The organism is Streptomyces sp. NPDC001985 (genome assembly GCF_040296845.1).
Lineage (GTDB): Bacteria > Actinomycetota > Actinomycetes > Streptomycetales > Streptomycetaceae > Streptomyces.
On sequence record NZ_JBEOYB010000071.1, the window covers coordinates 1 to 23,831 of the forward strand.

The 23,831-nt window shown below is 74.7% G+C and carries 20 protein-coding genes; 9 read left to right on the forward strand and 11 right to left on the reverse strand.

Annotated elements, in window-relative coordinates:
- Positions 1 to 435 precede the first annotated feature (435 nt).
- The 3 genes from ABT122_RS26660 to ABT122_RS26670 form a co-directional block, all read right to left on the reverse strand.
- Complete coding sequence (locus ABT122_RS26660) at positions 436 to 1,809, reverse strand: APC family permease (protein WP_351557321.1); 1,374 nt, start codon at positions 1,807 to 1,809, stop codon at positions 436 to 438.
- A gap of 115 nt (positions 1,810 to 1,924) precedes the next feature.
- Positions 1,925 to 2,407, reverse strand: a complete 483-nt coding sequence (locus tag ABT122_RS26665; RefSeq protein ID WP_351557324.1) for an SRPBCC family protein — start codon at positions 2,405 to 2,407, stop codon at positions 1,925 to 1,927.
- A 65-nt stretch (positions 2,408 to 2,472) separates the two neighbouring features.
- Complete coding sequence (locus tag ABT122_RS26670; RefSeq protein ID WP_351557327.1) at positions 2,473 to 3,792, reverse strand: type III PLP-dependent enzyme domain-containing protein; 1,320 nt, start codon at positions 3,790 to 3,792, stop codon at positions 2,473 to 2,475.
- A gap of 138 nt (positions 3,793 to 3,930) precedes the next feature.
- Here ABT122_RS26670 and hutU point away from each other — a divergent pair, with 138 nt between their 5' ends.
- From hutU to ABT122_RS26690, 4 genes are read left to right on the forward strand one after another with little or no spacing between them, the layout of a single operon-like run.
- Positions 3,931 to 5,589 carry a urocanate hydratase gene (gene hutU, locus ABT122_RS26675; protein WP_351557330.1) on the forward strand — a complete coding sequence of 553 codons (1,659 nt, stop codon included), beginning with the start codon at positions 3,931 to 3,933 and terminating at the stop codon, positions 5,587 to 5,589.
- 35 nt (positions 5,590 to 5,624) lie between these two features.
- A complete protein-coding gene (locus ABT122_RS26680; protein ID WP_351557403.1) occupies positions 5,625 to 6,815 on the forward strand; it encodes an allantoate amidohydrolase in 1,191 nt (396 codons plus the stop codon).
- Entirely contained in the window at positions 6,806 to 8,155 is a 1,350-nt protein-coding gene (locus ABT122_RS26685; RefSeq protein WP_351557333.1) for a formimidoylglutamate deiminase, read from the forward strand. Before ABT122_RS26680 ends, ABT122_RS26685 begins: the two co-directional genes overlap by 10 nt.
- A gap of 20 nt (positions 8,156 to 8,175) precedes the next feature.
- Positions 8,176 to 8,610, forward strand: coding sequence for a VOC family protein (locus ABT122_RS26690; protein ID WP_351557336.1), 435 nt, complete (start codon positions 8,176 to 8,178; stop codon positions 8,608 to 8,610).
- A gap of 71 nt (positions 8,611 to 8,681) precedes the next feature.
- Here ABT122_RS26690 and ABT122_RS26695 read toward each other — a convergent pair whose 3' ends face one another.
- Positions 8,682 to 9,770 carry a methyltransferase domain-containing protein gene (locus ABT122_RS26695; protein ID WP_351557339.1) on the reverse strand — a complete coding sequence of 363 codons (1,089 nt, stop codon included), beginning with the start codon at positions 9,768 to 9,770 and terminating at the stop codon, positions 8,682 to 8,684.
- Between the two features lie 243 nt (positions 9,771 to 10,013).
- Between ABT122_RS26695 and hutI the strand changes: the two genes are divergently transcribed.
- Both hutI and ABT122_RS26705 read left to right on the forward strand, forming a co-directional pair.
- Positions 10,014 to 11,192: an imidazolonepropionase gene (gene hutI / locus ABT122_RS26700; protein WP_351557341.1), complete on the forward strand. Its 1,179-nt coding sequence runs from the start codon at positions 10,014 to 10,016 to the stop codon at positions 11,190 to 11,192.
- A gap of 216 nt (positions 11,193 to 11,408) precedes the next feature.
- Positions 11,409 to 11,777, forward strand: a complete 369-nt coding sequence (locus ABT122_RS26705) for a hypothetical protein (RefSeq protein ID WP_351557344.1) — start codon at positions 11,409 to 11,411, stop codon at positions 11,775 to 11,777.
- Between the two features lie 320 nt (positions 11,778 to 12,097).
- Here the strand turns inward: ABT122_RS26705 and ABT122_RS26710 are convergent, their stop codons facing one another.
- The 7 genes from ABT122_RS26710 to ABT122_RS26740 form a co-directional block, all read right to left on the reverse strand.
- Positions 12,098 to 12,964 (reverse strand): NAD(P)H-binding protein, encoded by an 867-nt coding sequence (locus tag ABT122_RS26710; RefSeq protein WP_351557347.1) that lies wholly within the window; start codon positions 12,962 to 12,964, stop codon positions 12,098 to 12,100.
- Positions 12,965 to 13,054: 90 nt separating this feature from the next.
- Positions 13,055 to 14,329 carry a cytochrome P450 family protein gene (locus tag ABT122_RS26715; protein ID WP_351557350.1) on the reverse strand — a complete coding sequence of 425 codons (1,275 nt, stop codon included), beginning with the start codon at positions 14,327 to 14,329 and terminating at the stop codon, positions 13,055 to 13,057.
- A gap of 103 nt (positions 14,330 to 14,432) precedes the next feature.
- Positions 14,433 to 15,722 (reverse strand): cytochrome P450, encoded by a 1,290-nt coding sequence (locus tag ABT122_RS26720; RefSeq protein ID WP_351557353.1) that lies wholly within the window; start codon positions 15,720 to 15,722, stop codon positions 14,433 to 14,435.
- Positions 15,719 to 16,456, reverse strand: coding sequence for a GTP-binding protein (locus ABT122_RS26725; RefSeq protein ID WP_351557356.1), 738 nt, complete (start codon positions 16,454 to 16,456; stop codon positions 15,719 to 15,721). The genes ABT122_RS26720 and ABT122_RS26725 overlap by 4 nt, the downstream gene beginning before the upstream one ends.
- Positions 16,434 to 16,793 (reverse strand): DUF742 domain-containing protein, encoded by a 360-nt coding sequence (locus tag ABT122_RS26730; protein WP_351557359.1) that lies wholly within the window; start codon positions 16,791 to 16,793, stop codon positions 16,434 to 16,436. The genes ABT122_RS26725 and ABT122_RS26730 overlap by 23 nt, the downstream gene beginning before the upstream one ends.
- A complete protein-coding gene (locus tag ABT122_RS26735; RefSeq protein ID WP_351557362.1) occupies positions 16,790 to 17,236 on the reverse strand; it encodes a roadblock/LC7 domain-containing protein in 447 nt (148 codons plus the stop codon). Before ABT122_RS26735 ends, ABT122_RS26730 begins: the two co-directional genes overlap by 4 nt.
- Positions 17,233 to 19,764, reverse strand: coding sequence for an ATP-binding protein (locus ABT122_RS26740; RefSeq protein WP_351557365.1), 2,532 nt, complete (start codon positions 19,762 to 19,764; stop codon positions 17,233 to 17,235). The genes ABT122_RS26735 and ABT122_RS26740 overlap by 4 nt, the downstream gene beginning before the upstream one ends.
- A 543-nt stretch (positions 19,765 to 20,307) precedes the next feature.
- On the opposite strand from ABT122_RS26740, the gene ABT122_RS26745 reads away from it, so the two are divergent.
- From ABT122_RS26745 to ABT122_RS26755, 3 genes are all read left to right on the forward strand, one after another.
- On the forward strand, positions 20,308 to 21,432 hold the full coding sequence (locus ABT122_RS26745) for a GNAT family N-acetyltransferase (protein ID WP_502976208.1): 1,125 nt from the start codon (positions 20,308 to 20,310) through the stop codon (positions 21,430 to 21,432).
- A gap of 199 nt (positions 21,433 to 21,631) precedes the next feature.
- The gene (locus ABT122_RS26750) at positions 21,632 to 22,966 is read left to right on the forward strand and encodes a glycosyltransferase family 2 protein (protein WP_351557371.1); all 1,335 of its coding nucleotides are present in this window, start codon (positions 21,632 to 21,634) and stop codon (positions 22,964 to 22,966) included.
- A 17-nt stretch (positions 22,967 to 22,983) separates the two neighbouring features.
- Entirely contained in the window at positions 22,984 to 23,799 is an 816-nt protein-coding gene (locus ABT122_RS26755) for a polysaccharide deacetylase family protein (protein WP_351557374.1), read from the forward strand.
- Positions 23,800 to 23,831: the final 32 nt, after the last annotated feature.

Consider the following 23,831-nt stretch of genomic DNA (forward strand, 5'->3'; position numbering starts at 1 on the left):
AGGAGCCCCGCACGGTGCGGGCCACGGTCGGGGGCCGGCCCCCGAACCCCCGCTCCTCAATCGCCGGAGGGGCTTGGTTTGCTCAGGTCGCCGGCGGGGCTGGGAGGGGGGCGGCTCAGGTCGCAGGAGGGGCCGGGGTGGTGCGGCTCAATCGCCGGAGGGGCTTGGGTTGCTCAGGTCGCCGGCGGGGCTGGGAGGGGGGCGGCTCAGGTCGCAGGAGGGGCCGAGGTGGTGCGGCTCAATCGCCGGAGGGGCTTGGGTTGCTCAGGTCGCCGGAGGGGCCGGGGTGGTGCGGCTCAGGTCGCCGGAGGGGCTGAACCACCCAGCCTGTCCGGGGGCACCTCCCAGAGGCAGCTCTGGGGGAGATTGAGGACGGACCCTGGGGCACAGGACCCCGCACGAGGCGCCCCCGGCGTGAGCCCGGCGCCCCCGGGCTCAGGGGGAAGGGGACTCGCCGCGTGAGCGCATCACCAGGCGGTTCACCCACCACAACCCCACCCCGATCACCAACAGCACCCCCGCCCGGATGTACACCTCCGCATCCCGGTCCGCCAGCGGGCTCGCCAGCACCAGGGCCGTGATCGCGCCCAGCACCGGGAGCGCCGTCGGCGTCCGGAAGTGCCGGTGCTCCACCTTGTCGCGGCGCAGCACCAGCACCGCGATGTTGACCACCGCGAACACACAGAGCAGCAGGAACGCCGTGGTGTCGCCGAGCCCCTCGATCTCCCCGGTCAGCACGAGACCGATCGCCAGCACCGACACGAAGACGATCCCGACGACCGGGGTGCACCGGTTGGGCAGCACCCGGGCCATCGCCTTCGGCAGAATCCGCTCATTGGCCATGCCGTAGCAGAGCCGCGAGGCCATCATGATGTTGATCAGCGCCGAGTTGGTGACCGCGAACAGCGCGATCAGGGCGAAGAGTTTGGGCGGGAAGCCGAGCCCGCCCGCCTTGACCACCTCCAGGAGCGGCCCGCTGGACCCCGCGAGGGTGCGGTGGTCGACCAGCAGCGAGGAGACCAGGGCCACCAGGATGTAGATCGTGCCGGTGACCCCGATCCCGATGAAGATCGCCTTGGGGAAGGTGCGGACGGGGTCCTTGGTCTCCTCCGCCATGTTCACCGAGTCCTCGAAGCCGACAAAGGCGAAGAACGCCAGCGCCGTTGCCCCCAGCACCCCGGTGAAGAGCGCGAACCCGGTCCCGGACGTCTCCAGTTCGGTGAGCCGGGCGGGCTCGCCGTCACCCGAGAGCACCGCCCACGCGCCGATCGCGAGAATCACCGCGAGGCCCGTCAGCTCCACGACGGTGAGCACCACATTGGTCTTCACGGACTCCGAGACCCCGCGCAGATTCAGCGCGGCGAGCACCAGGATGAAGACGACCGCGATCAGTGTCGGCGGGACCGCGTCGGTGAACTCGTGGAAGTAGTCACCGCCGAAGGCGCGGGCCGCAGCGCTCGCCGAGGCCAGCCCGGAGCACATCACCATGAAGGCGACGATGAAGGTCACGAAGGGGACCTTGAACGCCTTCTGGGTGTAGAGCGCGGCCCCCGCCGCCCTGGGGTACTTGCCGACCAGCTCCACATAGGACGCCGCGGTCAGCACCGCGACGAGGAATCCGATCAGGAACGGCAGCCACAGCGCACCTCCGACCTTCCCGGCGACCTTGCCGGTGGTGGCGTAGATACCGGTGCCGAGGATGTCGCCGATCACGAAGAGGATCAGCAGCTTCGGCCCGAGGACCCTTTTGAGCGGGCCCTCGCCCTCGGGCGTCCCGGTACTGCGGTCGGTGGCGGGTGCGCTGGTCAAAGGGGCCCTCCCCCGGGCGGTGCGGATGCGGTACGGGAGGAGGACTGCCCGGAAGCTCCCGGGTGATGCGCCGCGGATGTGCAGGAAATGCGTCCGTTGCGCGGGGCGCGGGGGGTCAGACGGTCCCGGGGGAGCCGGGGCCGGCCCGTTCCGCCGCCGCCGCCACATCCGCCAGGTCCCGTGCGACGGCCCTGCTCACGAGCCGCGCTCCCAGCGCGCCGAACACCCTCGCCGGCAGCCCGGCGGCGCCGCCGGGCGGGACGGCCGTGAAGGACATCCGGACATCGGTGGCCCCGGGCCCGGCGGGCCGCAGGGTGAACCGGGAGCGGTGGGCCGCCCCGCGCGAGGCGGCCTCCACCGTGTAACCGCGCGGCGGGTCGCTCGCGGTCACCCACATCTCCTCGGTGGCCTCCTTCCCCAGCATCCGCCGGGTCTCGCGCCACCGGGTGCCGACCCCGAAGGGCCCATCGGAGAGCACCTCGACCGCCTCCACACCGCTCAGCACCGCCGGGGCGCCCGCCAGATCGGTCAGCACCCGCCAGACCCGCTCGGCGGGCGCCGCGATCCTGCGCTCGACGACCACTTCCCTGTCCGCCATGGCTCCAGGAAACCAGCCGCCACCGACAACCGCCCCCGGACGAGCCCGTACCGCCCCCGGCCGGGCTACAGCAGCGCGCCCGCCAGACCGCCCCCCGACTCGGCCACGATCTCCGCCACGCTCTGCGGCTCCCGGGCGAGCGAGAACTCCACCGCCCCGTCCCGCACCCGGAAGCCGTGCACCCCGGCGCGGGGCAGGCTGTTGTAGCCGTAGTGGCTGGAGAAGAAGTACGCCCCGGTGTCCAGGGCCGCGATCACATCCCCCTGCTCCAGCAGCGGCAGCGCCCGCCCCTCGGCCAGCAGATCGCCCGCGAAACACGCCGGCCCGGCGATGTCCTGCACCACGTCCGGCCCGGTCTTCGGCACCCCCCGCCCGTCGTGGGCGGTGATCCGCAGCGGCCAGGAGACCGGGTCGTAGACGGTACGGGTGGCGACCTGCACCCCCGCGTGGGTGACCGCGATCGGGCGCGAGCCCGAGACCTTGGCGTACTCCACCCGGGCGAGGATCGTGCCGTGCTTGGCGAGCAGCGCCCGCCCGAACTCGGTGACCAGCCCGTACCGCCCGTCCAGCAGCCCCGGGACCTGCTCCTTCAGCAGCTCGGCGTACTCCGCGAAGGTGGGTGTCACCTCGTCGGACGCGAAGTTCACCGGCAGCCCGCCGCCGATGTCGACGGTGTCGATCTGCTGTCGCCCGGCCGCCGCGTTGATCTCCTCGGCGAGCGCGTACACCTCCCGCACCCCCTCGGCCATCCGCTCCAGCGGCACGCCCTGCGAACCCGAGTGGGTGTGCAGCCGGGTCAGCCGGGGCCGCTCCAGATACATCCGTACGACGGCCTCGCGCGCCCCCGCGTCCCGCAGGGCGACCCCGAACTTCGAGGTGGCCGTCGCGGTGGAGAGCGCCCCGATGGAGCCCCCGCCGATCTGCGGATTGACCCGCAGCCCGAGCGGGGAGCGGGCGCCGGGATCGGCCCCGGCCGCCGCGAGTTCACCGATCCGGGCCAGCTCCTGCGGGTTGTCGGCGTTGATCGCGATCCCGAGGGCGAGCGCCTCGCGCAGTTCGCCCGGGGTCTTGGCGGGGGAGTCGAGCACGGTGCGCTCGGGCGGGATGCCGGCGGCGCGCGCCAGTGCCAGCTCCCCGGGGCTGGCGACCTCCGCCCCGATCCCCTCGGCGCCGAGCAGCGCGAGCACCGGCACCAGGGGCGCGGCCTTCACCGCGAAGGCGTGCAGCACCGGCGCGTCGGTGACGGCGGCGAACGCCGCGCGCAGCTCCGCCGCCGAATCGCGTATTCCGGCCACGTCCAGGAGGGCGGCCACCGGCCGCTCCTCGGTGAGAAGCCCCTGTGCGACAGCGGCTCGTACGGCTTGATTCCTTCGTTCGGCGGTCATATGGGCCAGCCAACCACCCCCGGCGGCCGGGGCACACCTGTTGACTAGAACTATTCATCTCGTCAGGATGTGAATAACCGAGGTGAACAGCCGGCTCCGCCACGGATGCCCGCCGCTGTCGCGAGGAGGCAACTGCCCATGTCAGGACCCCGCCCCGTCCGGGCCCCGCGCGGTACGGAACTCCAGACCCTCGGATGGCAGCAGGAAGCCGCCCTCCGCATGCTCCAGAACAATCTGGACCCCGAGGTCGCCGAGCACCCCGAGCGGCTGGTCGTCTACGGCGGCACCGGCAAGGCGGCCCGCGACTGGCGCTCCTTCGACGCCATGGTGCGCACCCTGCGGACGCTGAAACAGGACGAGACGATGCTCGTCCAGTCCGGCCGCCCGGTCGGTGTGATGCGGACCCACGAATGGGCCCCGCGCGTTCTCATCGCCAACTCCAACCTGGTCGGCGACTGGGCGAACTGGGAGGAGTTCCGGCGCCTGGAGGCCCTCGGGCTGACCATGTACGGGCAGATGACCGCCGGGTCCTGGATCTACATCGGCACCCAGGGCATCCTCCAGGGCACCTACGAGACCTTCGCCGCCGTCGCCGCGAAGAAGTTCGGCGGCACCCTGGCGGGGACGATCACCCTGACGGCCGGTCTCGGCGGGATGGGCGGCGCGCAGCCGCTCGCCGTCACCATGAACGACGGGGTCGTGATCTGCGTCGACTGCGACCCGCGCGCCATCGAGCGCCGGATCGGGCACCGGTACCTCGATGTCCGCGCCGACTCCCCGGACCACGCCCTGCGCCTCGCGGCCGAGGCGCGGGACGCCCGCCGCCCGCTCTCCATCGGGGTCCTCGGCAACGCGGCCGAGGTGCTGCCGTACTTCCTGGAGACGGGCGCCCCCATCGACATCGTGACCGACCAGACCTCGGCCCACGACCCCCTCTCCTACCTCCCGCTCGGGGTCCCCTTCGACGACATGGCCTCCCTCGCGGCGGAGAAGCCGGCCGACTTCACCGTCCGGGCGCGCGAGTCGATGGCCCGCCATGTGGAGGCGATGGTGGGGTTCCTGGACGCGGGGGCCGAGGTCTTCGACTACGGGAACTCCATCCGGGGCGAGGCCCGGCTCGCCGGATACGGCCGGGCCTTCGACTTCCCCGGGTTCGTCCCCGCCTACATCCGCCCCCTGTTCTGCGAGGGGAAGGGCCCCTTCCGCTGGGCCGCGCTCTCCGGGGACGCCGCCGACATCGCCCGGACCGACCGGGCGATGCTGGAGCTCTTCCCCGAGAACGAGTCCCTGCGCCGCTGGATCACCCTGGCGGGCGAACGGGTCCGCTTCCAGGGCCTGCCCGCCCGGATCTGCTGGCTCGGCTACGGCGAGCGCGACCGCGCGGGCGAGCGCTTCAACGACATGGTGGCGTCGGGCGAGCTGACGGCCCCGCTGGCGATCGGCCGCGACCACCTGGACTGCGGCTCGGTGGCCTCCCCGTACCGCGAGACCGAGGCGATGCTCGACGGCTCGGACGCCATCGCGGACTGGCCGCTGCTCAACGCGATGGTGAATGTGGCATCGGGCGCCTCCTGGGTCTCGATCCACCACGGCGGCGGCGTCGGGATGGGCCGCTCGCTCCACGCGGGGCAGGTGACGGTGGCGGACGGGACCGCGCTGGCCGGGGAGAAGATCCGGCGGGTGCTGACCAACGACCCCGGGATGGGGGTCATCCGCCATGTCGACGCGGGATACGAATCCGCCGGGGCCGTCGCCGCGGAGCGCGCGGTCCGCGTCCCCATGAGGGAGTCCGAGTGACCTCCCCCGCGCCCGGAGCGGCCTCCTTCCAGGAGATGTGGCGAGAACTCGCCACCATCGGACGGTCCTCCTCGACCGGCGGCTACCGCCGGTACGCCTGGACCGGGGCCGACACCGACTGCCGGGCCTGGTTCCGGGAGCAGGCCCTCGCCCGGGGCCTCGCGCACGAGACCGACCGGAACGGCAACCAGTGGGCCTGGCTCGGCGACCCCGGGGGCACGGACGCCGTGGTCACCGGCTCGCACCTCGACTCCGTGCCCGACGGCGGCGCCTTCGACGGCCCCCTCGGCGTCGTCTCCGCCCTCGCCGCCCTCGACGAGCTGCGCCGCCGGGGCGCCCGCCCCACCCGCCCGATCGCGGTCACCAACTTCGCCGACGAGGAGGGCGCCCGCTTCGGCCTCGCCTGCGTCGGCTCCCGGCTCACCGCCGGACGGCTCACCCGGGAGCAGGCGTACGCGCTCCGGGACGCCGGCGGCACCACCCTCCCGCAGGCGATGGAGGCCGCGGGACAGGACCCGTCGGCGCTGGGCCCCGACCCCGAACGCCTCGCCCGCGTCGGCGCGTTCGTCGAGCTGCACGTGGAGCAGGGCCGCGCCCTCGACCTCTCCGGGGACCCGGTCGGCATCGCGTCCGCCATCTGGCCCCACGGCCGCTGGCGGTACGACTTCGCGGGCGAGGCCAACCACGCCGGCACCACCCGCCTCGCCGACCGCCGCGACCCGATGCTCACCTACGCCGAGACCGTCCTCGCCGCCCGCCGCGAGGCCCGGCTCGCGGGCGCGGTCGCCACCTTCGGCAAGGTCGCCGTCGAACCCAACGGCGTCAACGCCATCCCGTCCCTGGTCCGGGGCTGGCTGGACGCCCGCGCCGCCGATCAGGACGGCCTCGACACGGTCGTCGCCGCGATCGAGCGGGCCGCCGGCGAGCACGCCCGGCGCGACGGCGTCGACCTCACCGTCGTACGGGAGTCCTTCACCCCGGTCGTCGAGTTCCAGCACGCGCTCCGGGACGAGCTGAACCGGCTCCTCGGCGGCGCCCTCCCCGTCCTCGGCACGGGAGCGGGACACGACGCCGGAATCCTCTCCGCCTCCGTACCGACCGCCATGCTGTTCGTGCGCAACCCCACCGGCGTCTCGCACTCCCCGGCCGAAAGCGCCGCCGAGGACGACTGCGCCGCCGGGGTGCTCGCGCTCGCCGACGTACTGGAAGGGCTCGCGTGCCGCTGACCGTGACGTACTGGGCCGAACACGCCTGGCTCGACACCCATGTCGAACCCGGTGTGCTGCTGGAGGTGCGCGACGGCCGGATCGCCGCCCTGCGCCAGGAGACCCCCGCGCCCCCGCCGGGCGCGGAGATCCTGCGCGGGCTGACCGTCCCCGGCCTCGCCAACACCCACTCGCACGCCTTCCACCGCGCCCTGCGCTCCACCGTCCAGGTCGGCACCGGCACGTTCTGGACCTGGCGGGAGGTGATGTACGCGACGGCGGCCCGGCTCACCCCGGAGACGTACCACGCCCTGGCGCGGGCGGTGTACGCGGAGATGGCGCTCGCCGGGGTGACCGTGGTGGGGGAGTTCCACTATCTGCACCACGGGCCCGGCGGTGTGCCCTACGCCGACCCCAACGCGATGGGGGAGGCGCTGATCGCGGCGGCGGCGGACGCCGGCATCCGGATCACCCTGCTCGACACCGCCTATCTCCACGGCGGCCTCACCCGCGACGGCTACCAGCCCCTCGAAGGCCCCCAGCTCCGGTTCGGCGACGGCGGCGCCGACGGCTGGTGGGAGCGGTTCAGCCGGCTGGAGCCCCGCGACCACGCGCGGATCGGCGCGGCACTCCACTCGGTCCGCGCCTTCTCCGACCGCGACGGGTACGAGCGGTTCGCCGAGCGCACCGACGGTCTGCCCGTCCATCTCCACCTCTCCGAACAGCCCGCCGAGAACGCGGCCTGCCAGGCGGTCCACGGCTGTACGCCCACCCGGCTCCTGGACCGCGCCGGGTTCTGGAAACCGACGGTGACCGCCGTCCACGCCACCCATCTCACCGACGACGACATCGGGGTGCTCGGCGGCGCCGGCGCCGGGGTCTGCGTGTGCCCCACCACCGAACGGGACCTCGCCGACGGCATCGGCCCCGCCGCCGCGCTCCAGCGGGCCGGCTCCCCGCTCTCCCTCGGCAGCGACAGCCACGCCGTCATCGACCTCCTGGAGGAGGCCCGGGCCCTCGAACTCGACGAGCGGCTGCGCACCCGCACCCGGGGCCACTGGACCGCGGCCGCGCTCCTGCGCGCCGCCACCGCCACCGGTCACACCTCCCTCGGCTGGCCCGAGGCCGGGCGGCTGCGCGCCGGCGCCCCCGCCGACTTCGCCACCGTCTCCCTCACCTCCGTCCGCACGGCGGGCCCGGTGGCCCGGCTGGCCGCCGAGACGGCGGTGTTCGCGGCGTCGGCGGCGGATGTCACCGATGTGGTGGTCGCGGGCCGCCGGGTGGTCAGGTCCGGGGCGCACACCCTGATCCCGGACGCGGCGGGGGAGCTGGCCTCGGCGATCGGGGCGCTGCGCGCGTGAGCCCGTGCCAGACTGACCGGATGACCGCAGACCAGGGGCGCCCGGACGTGTGGCGCAAGCGCACCGACTCCTCCGGCCTCGCCGAACCCCGTGTCCTCATCCGGGTGTTCGTCGCACCGGGGGAGCTGGACGACAGCATCGCCTTCCACGAGAGGCTCCAGGCCGTCGAGGCGGACGGCCGGTTCGGCTTCCCGGCGAAGAACCTCAGGCTCGCGATGGTCGGGGCGTTCCTCCTCATCGAGGGCTCCGAGGAGGATCTGCGCCCCTTCCGCTCCACCGTCGGGACACTGCTGGTCGATGATGTGCGCCCCTACCACGACCGCCTGGTCGCGGCGGGAGCGGAGATTCTCTTCCCGCTCCAGGAGGTCCCCACCGGGGCGGGCTTCAACGCCCGCCACCCGGACGGGACGGTCGTGGAGTACGTTCACCACCGCCCGACCCCGGACGGGCACTGATCCGGGCGGTGGGCCGTATCGCCCGTACCGGCCCCGCCCGTCCCCACCCGCCCCGTGCGCGCCTCACCCCGTCACCGCCGGCGCCGTCCGGCCGGGTCGTCGGGGGAGGGGCCGTCCCCGGGCGCCGCGCCCGGGTCCGCCGGGGCCGGCAGCAGCCAGCGGGGTCCCGTCTCCTGGTCGAGGGCCCAGGCGTACTGGAGCTCCTCGGACTCCACCGTCAGGCCGAACTCGTACAGATCCGGGCTGCCCGCCTCCAGCCAGCCGTCCCAGGCCAGTTCGAGTTCGTCGGCGAGGCGGCGCGGGCCGCCCTGGGCGGCCAGGGCGGTGGCGTCGGGAAGGGTGGAGAGGGTGGCCCAGGACGAGACGCCGTCGTGGAGCCGCGCGCCCGTGCCGTGGCCGGCGGCGGCGACGGTGACCCGGACCCCCGGGAGGGCGACGCTCAGGGCGAACCGCAGATGACGGTCCTCCCGGAGGGCCGCCGGGTCGCGGGACCAGGGGCGTTCGCCGGCCGCGGGGCCGGCGCCGCGGACCCGGGCGAAGCCGTCGGAACCGGTGTCCTCGGCCCGGGCGGGGGTGCGGCAGGCGGCGCCCTGGACCCAGCCGCTCGCCGAGCGGCCGTCCGCGGCGACGGTGAGGGCCACATGGCCGAGCCGGCCCCAGGGGGTGACGATCCGCCCGCCGGGCCGGGTCTGGGCCACCCACGCCCAGGGGACGCGGTCCACCGCGCGGGCCGAGACGACCCGGTCGTACGGCGCGCCGCGCGGCCACCCCGCCGCGGAGTCGGCCACCTCCACCGCCGGTCCGGCCCCCGCTGCCGCCAGCCGTCTCCGGGCGGCGGCTGCCCGCCCGGGGTCCGCCTCGACGCTGGTGACCCGGCCGGGTCCGGCCCGGTGGGCCAGCAGGGCGGCGGTCCAGCCGGAGCCCGTGCCCAGCTCCAGGACCCGGTGGCCCGGTTTCAGCCGGAGCGAGTCGAGCAGGTCCACCACCGTGCGCGGACAGGGCGGGGCGGTGGTGCCCGGCCGCCCCGGCCGGTCCGCCGCGAACAGGTGCCGGGGCAGGGCGTCCACCGCCGCACGGACCCACGGCGAGTCCTCGGGCCGGGCGACGCCCCGGGCCGCGGTGTCCGCTTCACGCCGGGGCCGCTCGCCGAAGGGGGCCACCCCCGCTACCGCTTGGCCTCGCGGACGGCGGAACCCCCGGGTGGCGACTGCGCGACCGTGCCCATGTGCTTTCCCCTTCAACAGAGGTCTGTGAGCACATGGTGGCGCACGGTGACACGGCGGGGGTAGACGGCCATCCGGGTGACACCGGCCCCACGGACCGCCGCAGGCTCCCCCGTACCGTGGGGCGGGCGGCCCCGGACCCCGCCGCGACGGACGGCGGTCGATCAGCGAGAGGACCTCATGAGCACCACCCTCATCACCCGTATCGGCGTTCTCGTCACCAACGATCCGGCCCTCGGCGACGGGTCCCCCCTCGGCGCCATCCCCGACGCCGCGCTCCTCATCGACGGGGACCTCGTCGCCTGGGCCGGCCCCGCCGGGTCCGCCCCCGCGGCCGACACCGTCCATGACGCGGGGGGCGCCGCCGTGATCCCCGGGTTCGTCGACTCCCACTCCCATCTGCTCTTCGGCGGCGACCGCACCCAGGAGTTCAACGCCCGGATGTCCGGGCGCCGCTACGAGGCCGGCGGCATCCGCACCACCGTCGCCGCCACCCGCGCGGCCTCCGACGCCGAGCTGGAGGCGGGTCTCGTCCGCTACCTCGGCGAGGCCCTCCGCCAGGGCACCACCACCTTCGAGACCAAGTCCGGCTACGGGCTCACCGTCCGCGACGAGGCCCGCGCCCTGGAGATCGCCGCCCGCCACACCGACGAGGTCACCTACCTCGGCGCGCACATCGTGCCCCCCGACCACGCCGACGACCCGGCCGGCTATGTCGCCCTCGTCACCGGCGAGATGCTCGACGCCTGCGCCCCGCACGCCCGCTGGGTCGATGTCTTCTGCGAGCGCGGGGCCTTCGACGGCGACCAGGCGCGCGCCGTGCTCACCGCGGGGAAGGCGAAGGGGCTGATTCCCCGCGTCCACGCCAACCAGCTCGGCCCCGGGCCCGGTGTCCAGCTCGCCGTCGAACTGGAGGCGGCCAGCGCCGACCACTGCACCCATCTCACCGACGCGGACATCGACGCCCTCGCGAACGGCACCACCGTCGCCACCCTGCTGCCCGGCGCCGAGTTCTCCACCCGCGCCCCGTGGCCCGACGCGCGCAGGCTGCTGGACGCCGGGGTGACCGTGGCGCTCTCCACGGACTGCAACCCCGGTTCCTCCTTCACCTCGTCCATGCCGTTCTGCGTCGCCCTGGCCGTACGGGACATGGGCATGACCCCCGACGAGGCCCTCTGGTCGGCCACGGCGGGCGGCGCCGCCGCCCTGCGCCGCACGGACATCGGCCGCCTGACCCCCGGCACCCGCGCCGACCTCGCGCTCCTCGACGCCCCGAGCCCCGTCCATCTCGCGTACCGCCCGGGGGTCCCCCTGGTCACCGAGGTCTGGCGGCGGGGCCGCAGGACCATCACACGGTAATCGCACGGCATATCACCGCCCGCCTCCCGTGGCGATACGGCTGCCGAAAAGCCCCGTATATCGATGTCATCGGCCGGAGGCGCCCACCGGTCGCCTATCACGCGCGGAGTTCGCTTCAGGCCAACAGCCGAAAAAGCTACGGTCGCTCTGCACGCTCGACAGGGGAAAGAAAGACCGGACGGGAGTTGCTTGATGAACGTTCGAAGGATTCTCGGAGTGACGGCTTCGGCCATGGCGCTCACGCTCTTCGCGAGCACCCAGGCGTCGGCCGCCGACTACTCGGTTCAGACCGATGACGGAGATCCCGGCGGAAAGATCTCCATCACGCTCTACGGCGACGTGGTGACCATCAAGGACCAGGAGGCCGACGGCTGGGGCGTGAAGGGCTGGGTCTTCAACTCCGATGGCAGCACCCGCTACACCCTCCAGGTCGGAGGCGTGAACAGCACCGAGACCGGCCGCGCCAGCATGGGCGGCAAATACAATCTGACCGAGGGTGCCCGCTACAAGCTCAGAGTCTGTCTCCACAAGGAGAACCAGACCGGGTATTGCGACGACACCGCGTACTTCGTGAACGACAACTAATCCCGTCCGCTTTCCGGACGCGGCGCGCCACCCCGCATCGGCGGTAATTGTGCGGGGTGGCGCGCCGCGTCCTTCGCGGCGGAAAGCGGAATTCGCGTGATGGCCGACGGCGGTGAATTCGGTGTTCCGGGTGAGAGCATTCCGGGGCGCGGTCGATACGGTGTTCCGCTGCTGCCGCCCACCGGGCCGTGGGCCCGGGCCGGGCGGCCGACCCGCGCCGGTGGGGCACGTGGGCCGGGGCGGCGCACCGGTGCCGGTGCCGTGGGGCGCATGGCACCGACCGGTTCGCCGTGCCCGGGGGGCGCGGGTTTCCGGTGGGCTCATCCGCGCAGATGGGCGTACGCCTCCGGGTTCTCCCGCAGGTACTCCGTGAAGCCGATCCCCTCCCGGCCCGCCAGCCGGGGCACCGCGTCCGAGATCAGCGACATCTCGCCCGTCGCGATCGCCTCGTACGAGGTCACCCACCCCGCCAGCTCCCACTCCGGGGCGCCGTAGCCGGCGCGGGAGGCATACGCCTCCTCCCGGGTCTCGGGGACATAGCGGATCTCCCGCCCGGCGAACCGGCTCAGCTCGGCCGCCGCCTCCGCCAGGGTCAGCGCCCGGGGGCCGGTGATGTCGTAGGTGCGGCCGTCGTGGCCCTCGCCCAGCAGCACACCCACCGCCGCGTCCGCGATGTCGTCGTGCGCCACGGCGGAGACGGCACCCCCGCCCGCCGGACCCCGGATCACCCCGTCCGCGCCCGCCATCCCCGCCAGCGACGCGAGGTAGAAGCTGTCCCGCAGAAAGGTGTGGCGCAGCCCGGAGGCGCGGATGTACTCCTCCGTGTGCCAGTGATCGCGGGCGAACGTGAAGGTGGCGTCGGGCGCGGCGCTCAGAAAGGACACATAGACCACGCGCTCCACCCCCGCCGCGACCGCCGCGTCCACGGCGGTGCGGTGGTCGTGGACCCGGTCGGGGGCCTCCCGGGCGGAGACGAGGAAGAGCGTCCGCGCGCCGTCGCACGCGGCGCGCATCGCCGCGCCGTCCCCATAGGCGGCGGGCGGGGCGAGGGAGCCGCCCGCGAGCACGGGCAGCCGTTCCGGGTCGCGGCCCAGCAGACGGGGAGCGGCTCCGGCGGCGGCGAGCCGGCGGGCCACCCGGCCGCCGACCCCTCCGCTCGCTCCGGTGACGGCGATGACGGGGCGCATGGGCTGCTTCCACTCTCCTCGGCGGTCAGGACGCACACGTACGGGACAAGTGTCGTCCAGCCGCCCCCGGATCTCCGGGCGGCGGGCCGCTCAGCGCGTCAGCCGCACCGGCAGCTCGTCCACCCCGTTGCCCACGAAGCTGGCGTGCCGCTCCAGCTCCGCCTCCGGGACCGCGAGATCCAGATCGGGGAAGCGGGTGAACAGCCGCTCCAGCGCGATCGCCCCCTCCAGCCGCGCCAGCGGCGCGCCCAGGCAGAAGTGCGCGCCGTGGCCCAGCGACAGATGCCGGGACCCGCCGGACCGGGTGACGTCGAAGCGGCCGGCGTCCGGGCCGTGCGCCTCCGTGTCGCGGCCCGCCGCCGAGTAACCGGCCAGGACCGGGGTCCCCTTGGGTATCAGGGTGCCGTCGACCGTGATGTCCTCGACGGGGTAGCGGAACGGGAAGTAGCTCACCGGGGCGTCCCAGCGCAGGGTCTCCTCCACCACATCCGCCCAGCCCGCCTTCCCCGACCGCACCGCCTCCAGCTGATCGCGGTGCCCGCAGAGCGCCCGTACCGCGTTGCTGATCAGATTGAGGGTGGTCTCATGGCCCGCGACCACCGTCAGCATCAGGGTGCCGATCAGCTCCTCCTGGCTGAGCCGGTCGCCGTCCTCGTCGCGGACGGCGATCAGCGCGCTGGTCAGATCGTCCCCCGGACGCTCCGCCCGGATCGCCGCGATGGCCGCCAGGAGCTGGATCATCTCCTTGTTCGCGGCGATCGCCGCCTGCGGCTCTATCGTGGTGCTGACCACCTGGTTCGACAGCTCGTGCAGCCGCTCCCGGTACTCCTCGTCCAGCCCCAGCAGGGTGCAGATCACGCTCAGCGGCAGCGGCAGCGCGAACCGCGCCCGCAGATCCACCACCCCGTCCCCGGCCGCCGCCTCCCGCGCGAGCGAGTCCAGCAGCGCGGCGGTCACCGACTCGATGCCCGCGCGCATCGCCTCCACCCGCCGCGCGGTGAACGCCCGGCTCACCAGCGTGCGCAGCCGGCGGTGGTCGTCACCGTCCGCCGTGATCATCCCGGGCACCACGGCGAAGGTGAGCAGCGGCCACCCCGGGGGGATCGCGCCCTCCCGCAGCGCGGTGAAGTGCGCCGGGCTCTTGGCGACATCGGGGCGGGAGAGAAAGTCCTTCAGCGCCTCGTGGCCCAGCACCATCTTGCCCGCGATCCCGCCGGGCAGGACGACATCGGTGACGGCGCCCCGGGCGAGCAGCCGGGCGTTCGCCGCGTGCGGGCAGCCGCCCTTCGGGTCCAGACGGTACGGAGCGGTGGTGGCGGCGCGGGAAGACTCAGTGTTCGGCTCAGTGCTCGGCTCGGTGCTCAACTCGGCTCTCCTGACAGCGAGGGAAGCGGGCAAGGGCATCAGACGGGCTTCGGACGGGCATCGGGCGTGCTTCGGGCGGACTTCGGGCGTGCTTCGGGCGGCTTCAGGGGGCCGCGGACCGGTCCGGCGGCTCCCCCTCGTACGGCAGCTGCGGCTCGGTGAACCGCACCGGCAGCGCCGCGAGCCCCTTGCTCCAGGGCGACTTCACCCAGGAGAGCTGGGACTCGGGCACCGCCAGCTCCAGATCCGGCAGCCGGTGGCGGATGGTGTCCACGGCGGTACGGGTGATCAGCCGGGCCGGGTCCTGCGCCGGGCAGGAGTGCGGACCGGCGCCGAACGCCAGATGCGAACGGTTCCCGATCACCGGGGCCCCGTCCTCCGGCAGCACCGCGGGGTCCTGGTTGGCCCCCGCGAGCCCCAGCAGCAGCATGTCCCCGGTCCGGATGCGCTGGCCGCCGAAGTCCAGATCGCGGGTGGCGTACCGGGCGGGGAAGTTCTGGGTCGGCGGATGGCGCCACAGCACCAGGTCCAGGGCGTCGTCCACACTGAGGTGACCGACCGTCAGCGAGGAGCGGAACGCCGGGTCGCAGAGCAGCACCCGCAGGGTGGTGGAGATCCAGTTCACGGTGGTCTGCTGACCGGCGACGAACATCACCACCAGGTTGTGCAGCACCTCCTCGTCCGTCAGCCCGGCCGCGTGGTGCAGCAGCGCCGAGGTGACATCCTCCCCGGGCCGCTCCCGCTTCTCCCTGATCAGCTCCAGCAGGATCGTGTTCATCCGCTCGCTGGCGTTGACCGAGTCCGCGTTGGCCACCACCATCCCGGTGATGGCCTGCGCCAGCCGCTGCCCGACGCGCTCGTCGAGACCGAGCAGACCGATGATCACCAGCACCGGCAGCCGCCGGGCGTAGTGCGCCACCAGATCGGCCTCGCGGCGGTCGGCGAAGTCCGCGATCAGCCGCTCGGCCGCCGCCTTCACGGTGCGGCGCAGTTCGTGCCCGTTGATCCCGGCGAGCGCGTCGGACACCGCCGTGCGCATCCGCCGGTGCTGCTGCCCGTCGGCGAAGAGCAGCGCCGGGCGCCAGCCGATGATCGGCATGATCGGGGAGTCCGGCGGCACCCGGCCCTCCCGCAGCAGGGTCCACCGGCGCGGGTCGTGCGAGAAGTCCTGCTCCTCGCGGGTGAGCCGGAGCAGCTCCCGGTGACCGAGGACCAGCCACGCCCCCACCCCCGGCGCGATGGTCACCGGCGCCACCGGGCCGTGCGCCCGGCGCAGCCGCTCGTACAGCGCGGGCATCGCGTCCCCGTCGAGGTCCGGCCCGTAGAGCGCGGTCGCGGCCGGGGAGCGGCCACCGCCGGTCCCGGGCGGCCGGGAGTGCGGCGGCAGGCTCATGAGGACTCCGTGACGGTCGTGCCGACGGGCGGCGGGGCCGCCGCCGGCGAGGGGCCGCCCGGGCCCGGTTCCGGGGGGACGGTGTCGATGAGATGGCCGAGCAGCGCGATCAGCGCCTGCACCGAGGAGCGCACGCTCCGCGCGTCACACGCCACCAGCGGGGTCTCCGGCAGCAGATCCAGCGCCGCCCGCAGCTCGCCCTCCGTGTACTGCGGGCTGCCGGGGAAGACATTGACCGCCACCGCGAACGGCAGCCCGAGGTCCTCCAGATTGCCCAGCGCGTCGAAGGACGCCGCCAGATCGCGGGTGTCGACCAGGGCCAGCGCGCCCAGCGACCCCCGGGCCAGGTCCCGCCAGGCGGGCAGGAACCGCTGCTGGCCCGGCGTGCCGAAGAGATAGAGCACCAGCGCGCCGTCGATGGTGATCCGCCCGAAGTCCAGGGCGACCGTGGTGGTGGTCTTCCCCGGGGTCGTGACCGTGTCCACCCCGGCCGACGCCTGCGTCATCATCGCCTCGGTGGAGAGCGGCTTGATCTCCGAGACGGTGCCGATGAGCGTGGTCTTGCCCACCCCCAGTGGGCCGACCACCAGGATCTTCGCCGCGCCCACCACACTGGCGCTGACGTACTTCCCGGGCTGGGGGCCCGGGCCGGGGATGTCCCGGAACGGCGCCTGGTGCGGGCCCGGTTGTCCCGACGCCCGGTCCGGGTCGTCAGAGACGGCTTTCGAGGCCATGGAGGACCTTTCTGAGCATGGTCACATCGGTGTGTTCGGCCGGTGGGATGGGCGGGCGGATCACGATCAGCCCCCACTCGACCAGATCGGAGAGGAGTATCTGGACCACCGACGGCGGCTGGCCGAGATGGGCGGCCACCTCGGCGACCGACAGCAGGCCCTGGCAGAGCGTCAGGATGCGGTGGTGCTCCGGCTGGAGGGACGGCGGGAACGCGGCGTCCGTCGCCATCACCAGGGTCTCCCAGGCCAGCGGCTCACCGCCGGTGTCCGAGCGGCCTCTGGTGATCACGTACGGGCGCACCGCCGAGGGGGTCCGATCCTCCGGACGGCCCGTCATGAGGAGCCGGTCACCGGGTCTCTGGGCTGGCTGCTCAGATGGGCGCCGATCTTCGCCACCAGGAGCTGCATCCGCTGGGCCACCAGGCCGACATCCGCCTCGGTGTCCGTGGCCACGCCCAGGTGCGCGCCGATCCCCGCGTGGGTGAAGAGGACGAAGCCGTGCTCGGACTCCAGCATCAGCTGCCGCACGCCCGCGCCCCGGCCGAAGAGCAGCGCCGCGGTGGACCGGCCGGTCATGGTCATCGCCGCGCAGGCGGCGGAGAGCGCCTCGGCCTCGCCCACGCTGAGCGAGGCCACGGGCCCGGTGAGCTTCTCGGCGGAGGCGTGGCCGAGCCGCAGACCGTCCTCCGACACGACCACGGCGTGCCGGACACCCGGGATCTCGGTCAGCGGGCGGAGCATCCAGCCCAGGTCGGGGAGTCTGGTGATGGTCCCGGTCAAGGCCGGCCTCCATGGTGCGTGTCGGGGTGGGTGGGGTCGGTGGCGGCGAGCGCCGCGCGACCGCGCCGGGAGCCGGAGACCACGCTGGCGACCGACGCCCGCGCGGCCTCGGGGGTCCAGGCGGGGCGGTCCTCCGGGAGGGGAGGGGCGGCGGGGGGCTGCGGCTGGAGGGCCGTCTGGGCGGCGGCCTCCACGGCGGCGCCCCGGCGGCTGCGCCTGCGGGGCAGCGCCCCTGTCCCGGCGCCCGTCCCGGCCTCGGGCGGGTGCTGGGCGGCCGGGCGGTGGGGGAGTTCGTGGTGGGCGGTGGAGTGCTGGGGGGTGTCCGGGTAGGACCCGGAGACCCGCACGGTCCCGAGGTAGGCGCCGGGGTGCCGGTCCTGGCCGCCGTCCCGCTCGTGCTGCCGGGGCGGCGCGGCGTGCCGCGGCCCGTCGGCCCCCTCACGCCCCCCGGCCCCGGACCCGTCGTCCGCCCGGCCGCTCCGGAACACCCCGGAGGCTCCCGGGGAGCCGTTGTCGGCGTACTCCCCGAACTCCCCGAAGCGCGCCTCACGAGCCCGCGCCCCGTCGGGGCCGCGCTGCTCGCCGCCGCCGCGCCCGCCGGGGCCGGTGCGGGGGTACGCGCCGTCGCGCCCGCCGGCGTCCGCGTCCCGGTGGGTGCCGGGGTATCCCCCGGGGCCCGGGCCCGCGCTCCGGCCGGTTCCGGGGTACGCGTCCGGGGCCTGGTGGGTGTCCGGGTGTTGGTCCGCTGTCGTGCGTCGGTAGCCGTTCTGCTGTTCGCCGGGGTCCGTGTGCCGGCCGTCGCCGGGGTACTCGCCGGCGTCCGCGCCCCGGCCGCTGTCCGGGTACGTGCCGTCGCGCCCGCCGGCGTCCGTGTCCCGGTGGGTGCTGGGGTATCCCCCCGGGCCCGGGCCCGCGCCCCGGCCGGCACCGGGGTGAGCGTCCGCACCCCAGTTCGTGTCCGGTTGTCCGCCGGAGGGTGTCTCCCGGTACGTGTCCGGTTGTCCGCCGGAGGGTGTCTCCCGGTACGTGTTCGGTTGTCCCCCGGAGGGTGTCTCCCAGTTCGTGTCCGGCTGCCCGCCCAAGGGCATCTCCCGGTACGCCTCCGGAAGCCCGGCCGCCGGCGCGTCACGGTAGGCGCCCGGGCCCTCGGCCGGGTCCGTGTTCGGGCCCGCTGCCCCCGGGCCCTGGTGGGACCCGGACCCGGAGCCGGAGCCCGGGCCCGTGTCCCGGTACGCGCCCGGGAACGGCGGCGGAACCGCCTTCGGGTAGCCCGCCTCACCGGCACCGGCACCCGCACCCGCCTCGGAGGCCCACGGCCCGCCCCCCGAGCCGTTCACCCGGCCCGCGCCGGAGGCGACCCTCCCGCGCCGGGGCAGCCCCGACGCCCCGCCCGCGAAGTGGGAGAGCGGTTCCGTCAGCAGGCGGTACGGCACGAAGGCCACCGCGCGGGTCCCCCCGTACGCCGAGGTCCCCGTCAGCTCCACCGTGAACCCCAGCTCCCGCGCCCAGCGGCCCACGCACGCGAGCCCCAGCCGGGGCACCGCGCCCAGCTCCGCCAGGTCCAGTTCGTCGCGGAGCCGGGCCGTCGACTGGCGCAGCACGTCCGGCGGCATGCCGAGCCCCGCGTCGTCGATCTCCACCACCGCCCCGGCGCCCACCTCGCGCACGGTCACCACGACCTGGGTGCGCGAGGGCGAGAACACCGTCGCGTTCTCCAGGAGTTCGGCGATGGCGTGCATCAGCCCCTCGACGGCCGGCGGCACCACGTACAGCGTCTGCCCGCCGTGCACCTCGATCCGGGTGAACTCCACGATCCGCGACTGCGCCCCCCGGACGCAGTCGAACAGCGAGACCGGCCGGGTTTCCCGGCGGGCCGGCCAGATGCCGCACATCACCAGCAGGGTCTGGGCCTTGCGGGTCATCTGCGCGGCGGCGTGGTCGGCCTTCATCACCTCCGCCATGAGCCGGGGGTCCTCGATGGTCCGCTCGACCCGGTCGAGCACCTGCTGCTGCACCGTGGCCATGGCGTGCATATTGCGGGCGACGGACTCGAACGCGGCCTGGACGGAGTCCCGCAGCACCCGCTCCCTGCGCACCCCCTCGTCCGAGCCGAGCGCCTCCACGACCGTCTCCAGTGCCCGGGCGAACGCGTCGCCGGTGTCGGCGGCCGGCGCGAGAGGGCCGGGCACGGAGTCGGGGCGGCGGCCGGTGCGCAGCCGTTCGCTGATCGCGGGCAGCCGCACCGCCGCCAGATGGACCACCTCGGCGGCCCTGGCCTCCGCCGTCGCGCGGGACTCGGCGTGGCGGGCCCGCTCGGCGCGCAGCCGCCGGACCAGGCCGAGGGCCCAGAGCGGCGCCAGCACGGCGAGGGCGGCGCACGCCCAGGCCAGCAGCTGACGGGTGCCGGTGCGGGTGTACTGGTCGGCCAGGGCGGTGGCCCCGGCGACCGCGGCGAGGACCGCCAGCGGCCACCACAGGGAGGGGCCCCGGGCGTCCCGCCCCGGTCCGGCGCCCTTCGGCCTCACCATGAGCGCCCCGGGCCGGCCGGCGCGCCCGCACACCCGGCCGGCGCGCCCGCACACCCGGCCGGCGCCCCCGCCCGCCGGACCGGCGAGCCTCCCGGCTCATGCGTCCGGCCCGGCCTGTTCGACCGCCCCGACCTGTTCGACCTGCTCGACCTGATGTCCGAGGAGACCACGACGTAGACCACGACCACGGAGACCGAGCCTTTCACGAGGACTTGCGGAACGTCCGGGCCCCACGGGACACGGGGCCGGGACACGCACGCCTCCCGCGGGGGATATCGGGAGCATTCCGAATCCTACGATCAACTGACCGCGTTCGAATATTGGTTGAGCAAGTCACGTCGGATTATTGCTGCGCTCGGCGGCCATTCGTGCTATGTCACATCCGCCACTTGAACATCAGGTGTCACTCAGGCATCGCTGTCTTCACGAATTCGCCACAATGCGGCCGGGGTTCCCTACCCTGGAGGGGTACGGGCCGGTACGGTCGCGTCCGGGGAGCCGGGCGGGCCGGGCCGTGGGGGAAGGCTCGGGAGGACCGGGGGGATGAGGGTGAGCGGCGTTCGGGACAGCGGTGCCCGGGGACACGGGGACGTACGGGTCGATGTGGTGCGGCCGGGGGAGCTGGGCCCCGGCGAACTGGCCTCCTGGCGGCTGCTGCGCGCGGAGTCGAGGATGCCCGCGAGCCCCTTCATGGAACCCGAGTTCACCGTCGCCGTGGGCCGGGTGCGCCCCGCCGCCCGGGTCGCGCTGCTCGGCCTCGGCGGCGAGCGGGCCGGCTTCTTCCCGTACGAGACCGGCCCCTGGGGCCAGGGCCGGGCGATCGGCCTCGGTGTCTCCGACAGCCAGGGCGCGGTCCTGCGCCCCGGTCTGGAGATCACCGCGCCCCGGCTGCTGCGCGCCTGCTCCCTCTCCGCCTGGCGGTACGACAACCTGGAGGCCGGCCAGGACCTCTTCCTCCCCGGCGGCGCCGAGGGATTCGACTCCCCGGTGATCGACCTCGGCGCGGGGTACGAGACGTACGAGAAGGAGCTGCGCGCCCAGTCGCCCACCTTCCTCCGCTCCACTCTCGCCAAGGAGCGCCGGCTCGGCCGGGCGCAGGGCGGGGTCCGGTTCGTCTTCGACGAGCGCGACCCCGCGGCCCTGCGCACCCTGATGGAGTGGAAGTCCGCCCAGTACCGCAGAACCGGCCGCGGCGACCGCTTCGCCCAGCGGTGGATCAGCGATCTCGTCCGGCTGCTGCACAAGACCCGTACGCCCGGCTGCTCCGGGGTCCTCTCGGTGCTGTACGCGGGAGGGCGGCCGGTCTCCGCCCACTTCGGCCTGCGCTCGCCCGGCGCCCTGGCCTACTGGTTCCCCGCGTACGACCCCCGCTTCGCCCGCTACTCCCCGGGGCTCGTCCTGCTGCTGCGGATGGCGGAGGCCGCGGCGGCTGCCGGGATCGGACTGCTCGATCTGGGCCGGGGCGCGGCCCGGTACAAGGGCTCGCTGATGACCGGGCGGCTCAGGGTCCACGAGGGGGCGTCGACCCGCCCCGGGATGGGGGCCGCCCTCCACTGGGTGAGCCGTGAACCCGCCCGCCGCACCCACCGGTTCGTCCGCGACCGGCCCCGGCTGGCCGGGTACGCCCGGGAGACCCTGACCCGTATCGGCGGGGTCCGGGGCGGCTGACCTCGGCGGCCACCCGGCTCGGCCGCCCCGCCCGCCTCCGCCGCGAACCGGTCGTATGCCGGGGAAAACCGACCGAATGCCGGCCAACAGCGGATCACATCCGGCCCGCAGGCCACATACTGCTCATCCGCCGCATGCTCCGGAGGTCCCGGCCACCGGGACCGGCGGCTCGGCGCTCACACACGCGAGGAATATGACCATGGACAACCCACCCAGCCCGGCGCCCCTCCAGGTCGCCCAGCTCGATCTGGACGGCCCGGAGGGCGCCGTCATCGGGTTCGGGGGGGTCGGGCCCTCGCCCGGCACCGGCCCCGAGATCGCCGGCGGCGATGTCTACGCCCTGGTGAGGCTGCGCGGGCGGCCCGCCGCCACCGTCGTCTGCCGCGTCCCGCCCGGCAAGAACCCCGCCGACGCCGTGGCCGCCGAGGCCCGCGCCCTGCTGGCCCGCACCCCGGCTCACCCCGTCCGTGATGACCACGCCGGTGGCCACGCCGATGGCATAGCCACCGACCCCACCGACCCCCGGGAGCCCGCGCCCACGGTCTCCGTGGTGATCGCCACCCGTGAGCGCCCCGAGCAGCTCGCCCGGGCGCTCGACTCCCTGCTCGCCCAGGACCACCCCGGCTTCGAGATCGTCGTCGTCGACAACGCCCCTCTCACCACCGGCACCGAGGACCTCGTCTCCGGCGCCTACCGGGACCGGGTCCGCTATGTCCGGGAGGAGGTCCCCGGGCTCGCCATCGCCCACAACCGGGGCGTCGCCGTCGCCGCCGGCGAGGTCATCGCCTTCACCGACGACGATGTGATCGCCGACCCGCACTGGCTCACCGCGCTCACCGCCCCCTTCGCCGCCGACCCCGGCCTGGGCTGTACGACGGGACTGATCCTGCCCGCCCGGCTCGGCACCCCCGCCCAGATCCTGCTGGAGAGCCACGGCGGCTTCGCCAAGGGCTTCGCGCCCAGGACCTGGGACCCGGCCGCCCCGCCCGCCGACGAACCGCTCTTCCCCTTCACCGCCGGAAGCTTCGGCTCCGGCGCCAACATGGCCTTCCGGGCGGCGGCCCTGCGCGCCGCGGGCGGCTTCGACCCCGCCACCGGCACCGGCACCCCCGCGCGCGGCGGCGACGACCTCTACGCCTTCGTCAGCGTGCTCGCCGCCGGCCACCGGCTGTGCTACACCCCCGAGGCCCTGGTCTGGCACCACCACCGCGAGACCTGGCGGGACCTCACCAACCAGGCGTACGGATACGGGGCCGGGCTCACCGCGTACCTCACCGCCCTCCTGGTCCGCCGCCCCGCCCTGATCCCCGCCCTGCTGCGGAAGCTCCCCCGGGGCCTGGCCCACGCCCGGACCATCACCGCCCACCGCGACACCGCCGAGGCGGCCGTCCCCGGCGCCCATGGAGCACAGGGCCACGCCTGGCCGCGGCAGCTCTCCCGGCTGGAGCGCCGGGGCATGCTGGCCGGACCCGTCGGATATGTCAGAGCGCGCCGCCGCGTCCGGGGAATCCGGCCGCCGTGGCACGGCTGTTGAGAACAAGAGGCCCGGACATGAGTGACGGCACGGTGGCGACGTCGCCCCACATCCCCGTACTGCTCTACCACGCCGTCATGGACGACCCACCGGACTGGATCGCCGAGTTCACCGTCGCGCCCAAGGAGTTCGTCGCCCAGCTCGACGCGGTGGTGGCCAGCGGGCGCACCCCCATCACCATCGGCGCGCTCATCGCCGGGCTCACGGGCACCGCGCCGCTGCCCGCGCGCCCGGTGGTGCTCACCTTCGACGACGGGTTCGCCGACCTCCCGGGCCACACCGCCGAGGAGCTGGCCGAGCGCGAGCTGCCCGCGACCGCGTATCTGACCACGGGGGCGATCACCCCGGGGCTGCGCAGCCTGCTGCCCCCGGCGCCGATGATGACGCTCTCGGAGGTGCGGCTGCTCGAGCAGTACGGCATGGAGGTCGGCACGCACACGGTGACCCACGCCCAGCTGGACACCCTCCCGGCCGCGGCCCTCCGCCGCGAGCTGCGCGAGCCCAAGGACGCCCTGGAGCAGCTCCTGGGGCACGAGGTGGCCCATCTCGCCTATCCGCACGGCTACAACAGCCGGAAGGTGCGCGGGGCGGCGCTCCGGGAGGGGTACGCCTCGGCGGTGGCGGTCCGGCACGCGCTCAGCTCCCAGCGGGACGAGACCTACCGCATCTCCCGGCTCATCGTGCGGTGCACCCACACCGTCGCGGACGTCGAGGCGTGGATGGAGGGGCGGGGCGCGCGCCCCGCCCCTCCCGGCGACTCGCTGCGCACGGTCGGCTGGCGGTGGTACCGGCGGGGCCGGGCGGCCGTCCGGGGCCACACCTTCGCCGGCTGACCCCGCCCGCCGCCCGCCGCCGTGCCCCGGGT

Coding starts and splice junctions, on each gene's coding strand:
- ABT122_RS26665 (WP_351557324.1), bottom strand. CDS start 2,407: ATGGCGGACAGGGAAGTGGTCGTCGAGCGCAGGATCGCGGCGCCCGCC.
- ABT122_RS26755 (WP_351557374.1), top strand. CDS start 22,984: ATGAGTGACGGCACGGTGGCGACGTCGCCCCACATCCCCGTACTGCTC.
- ABT122_RS26730 (WP_351557359.1), bottom strand. CDS start 16,793: ATGACGGGCCGTCCGGAGGATCGGACCCCCTCGGCGGTGCGCCCGTAC.
- ABT122_RS26720 (WP_351557353.1), bottom strand. CDS start 15,722: ATGAGCCTGCCGCCGCACTCCCGGCCGCCCGGGACCGGCGGTGGCCGC.
- hutI (WP_351557341.1), top strand. CDS start 10,014: ATGAGCACCACCCTCATCACCCGTATCGGCGTTCTCGTCACCAACGAT.
- ABT122_RS26745 (WP_502976208.1), top strand. CDS start 20,308: ATGAGGGTGAGCGGCGTTCGGGACAGCGGTGCCCGGGGACACGGGGAC.
- ABT122_RS26725 (WP_351557356.1), bottom strand. CDS start 16,456: ATGGCCTCGAAAGCCGTCTCTGACGACCCGGACCGGGCGTCGGGACAA.
- ABT122_RS26740 (WP_351557365.1), bottom strand. CDS start 19,764: ATGGTGAGGCCGAAGGGCGCCGGACCGGGGCGGGACGCCCGGGGCCCC.
- ABT122_RS26680 (WP_351557403.1), top strand. CDS start 5,625: ATGTGGCGAGAACTCGCCACCATCGGACGGTCCTCCTCGACCGGCGGC.
- ABT122_RS26690 (WP_351557336.1), top strand. CDS start 8,176: ATGACCGCAGACCAGGGGCGCCCGGACGTGTGGCGCAAGCGCACCGAC.
- ABT122_RS26750 (WP_351557371.1), top strand. CDS start 21,632: ATGGACAACCCACCCAGCCCGGCGCCCCTCCAGGTCGCCCAGCTCGAT.
- hutU (WP_351557330.1), top strand. CDS start 3,931: ATGTCAGGACCCCGCCCCGTCCGGGCCCCGCGCGGTACGGAACTCCAG.
- ABT122_RS26710 (WP_351557347.1), bottom strand. CDS start 12,964: ATGCGCCCCGTCATCGCCGTCACCGGAGCGAGCGGAGGGGTCGGCGGC.
- ABT122_RS26670 (WP_351557327.1), bottom strand. CDS start 3,792: ATGACCGCCGAACGAAGGAATCAAGCCGTACGAGCCGCTGTCGCACAG.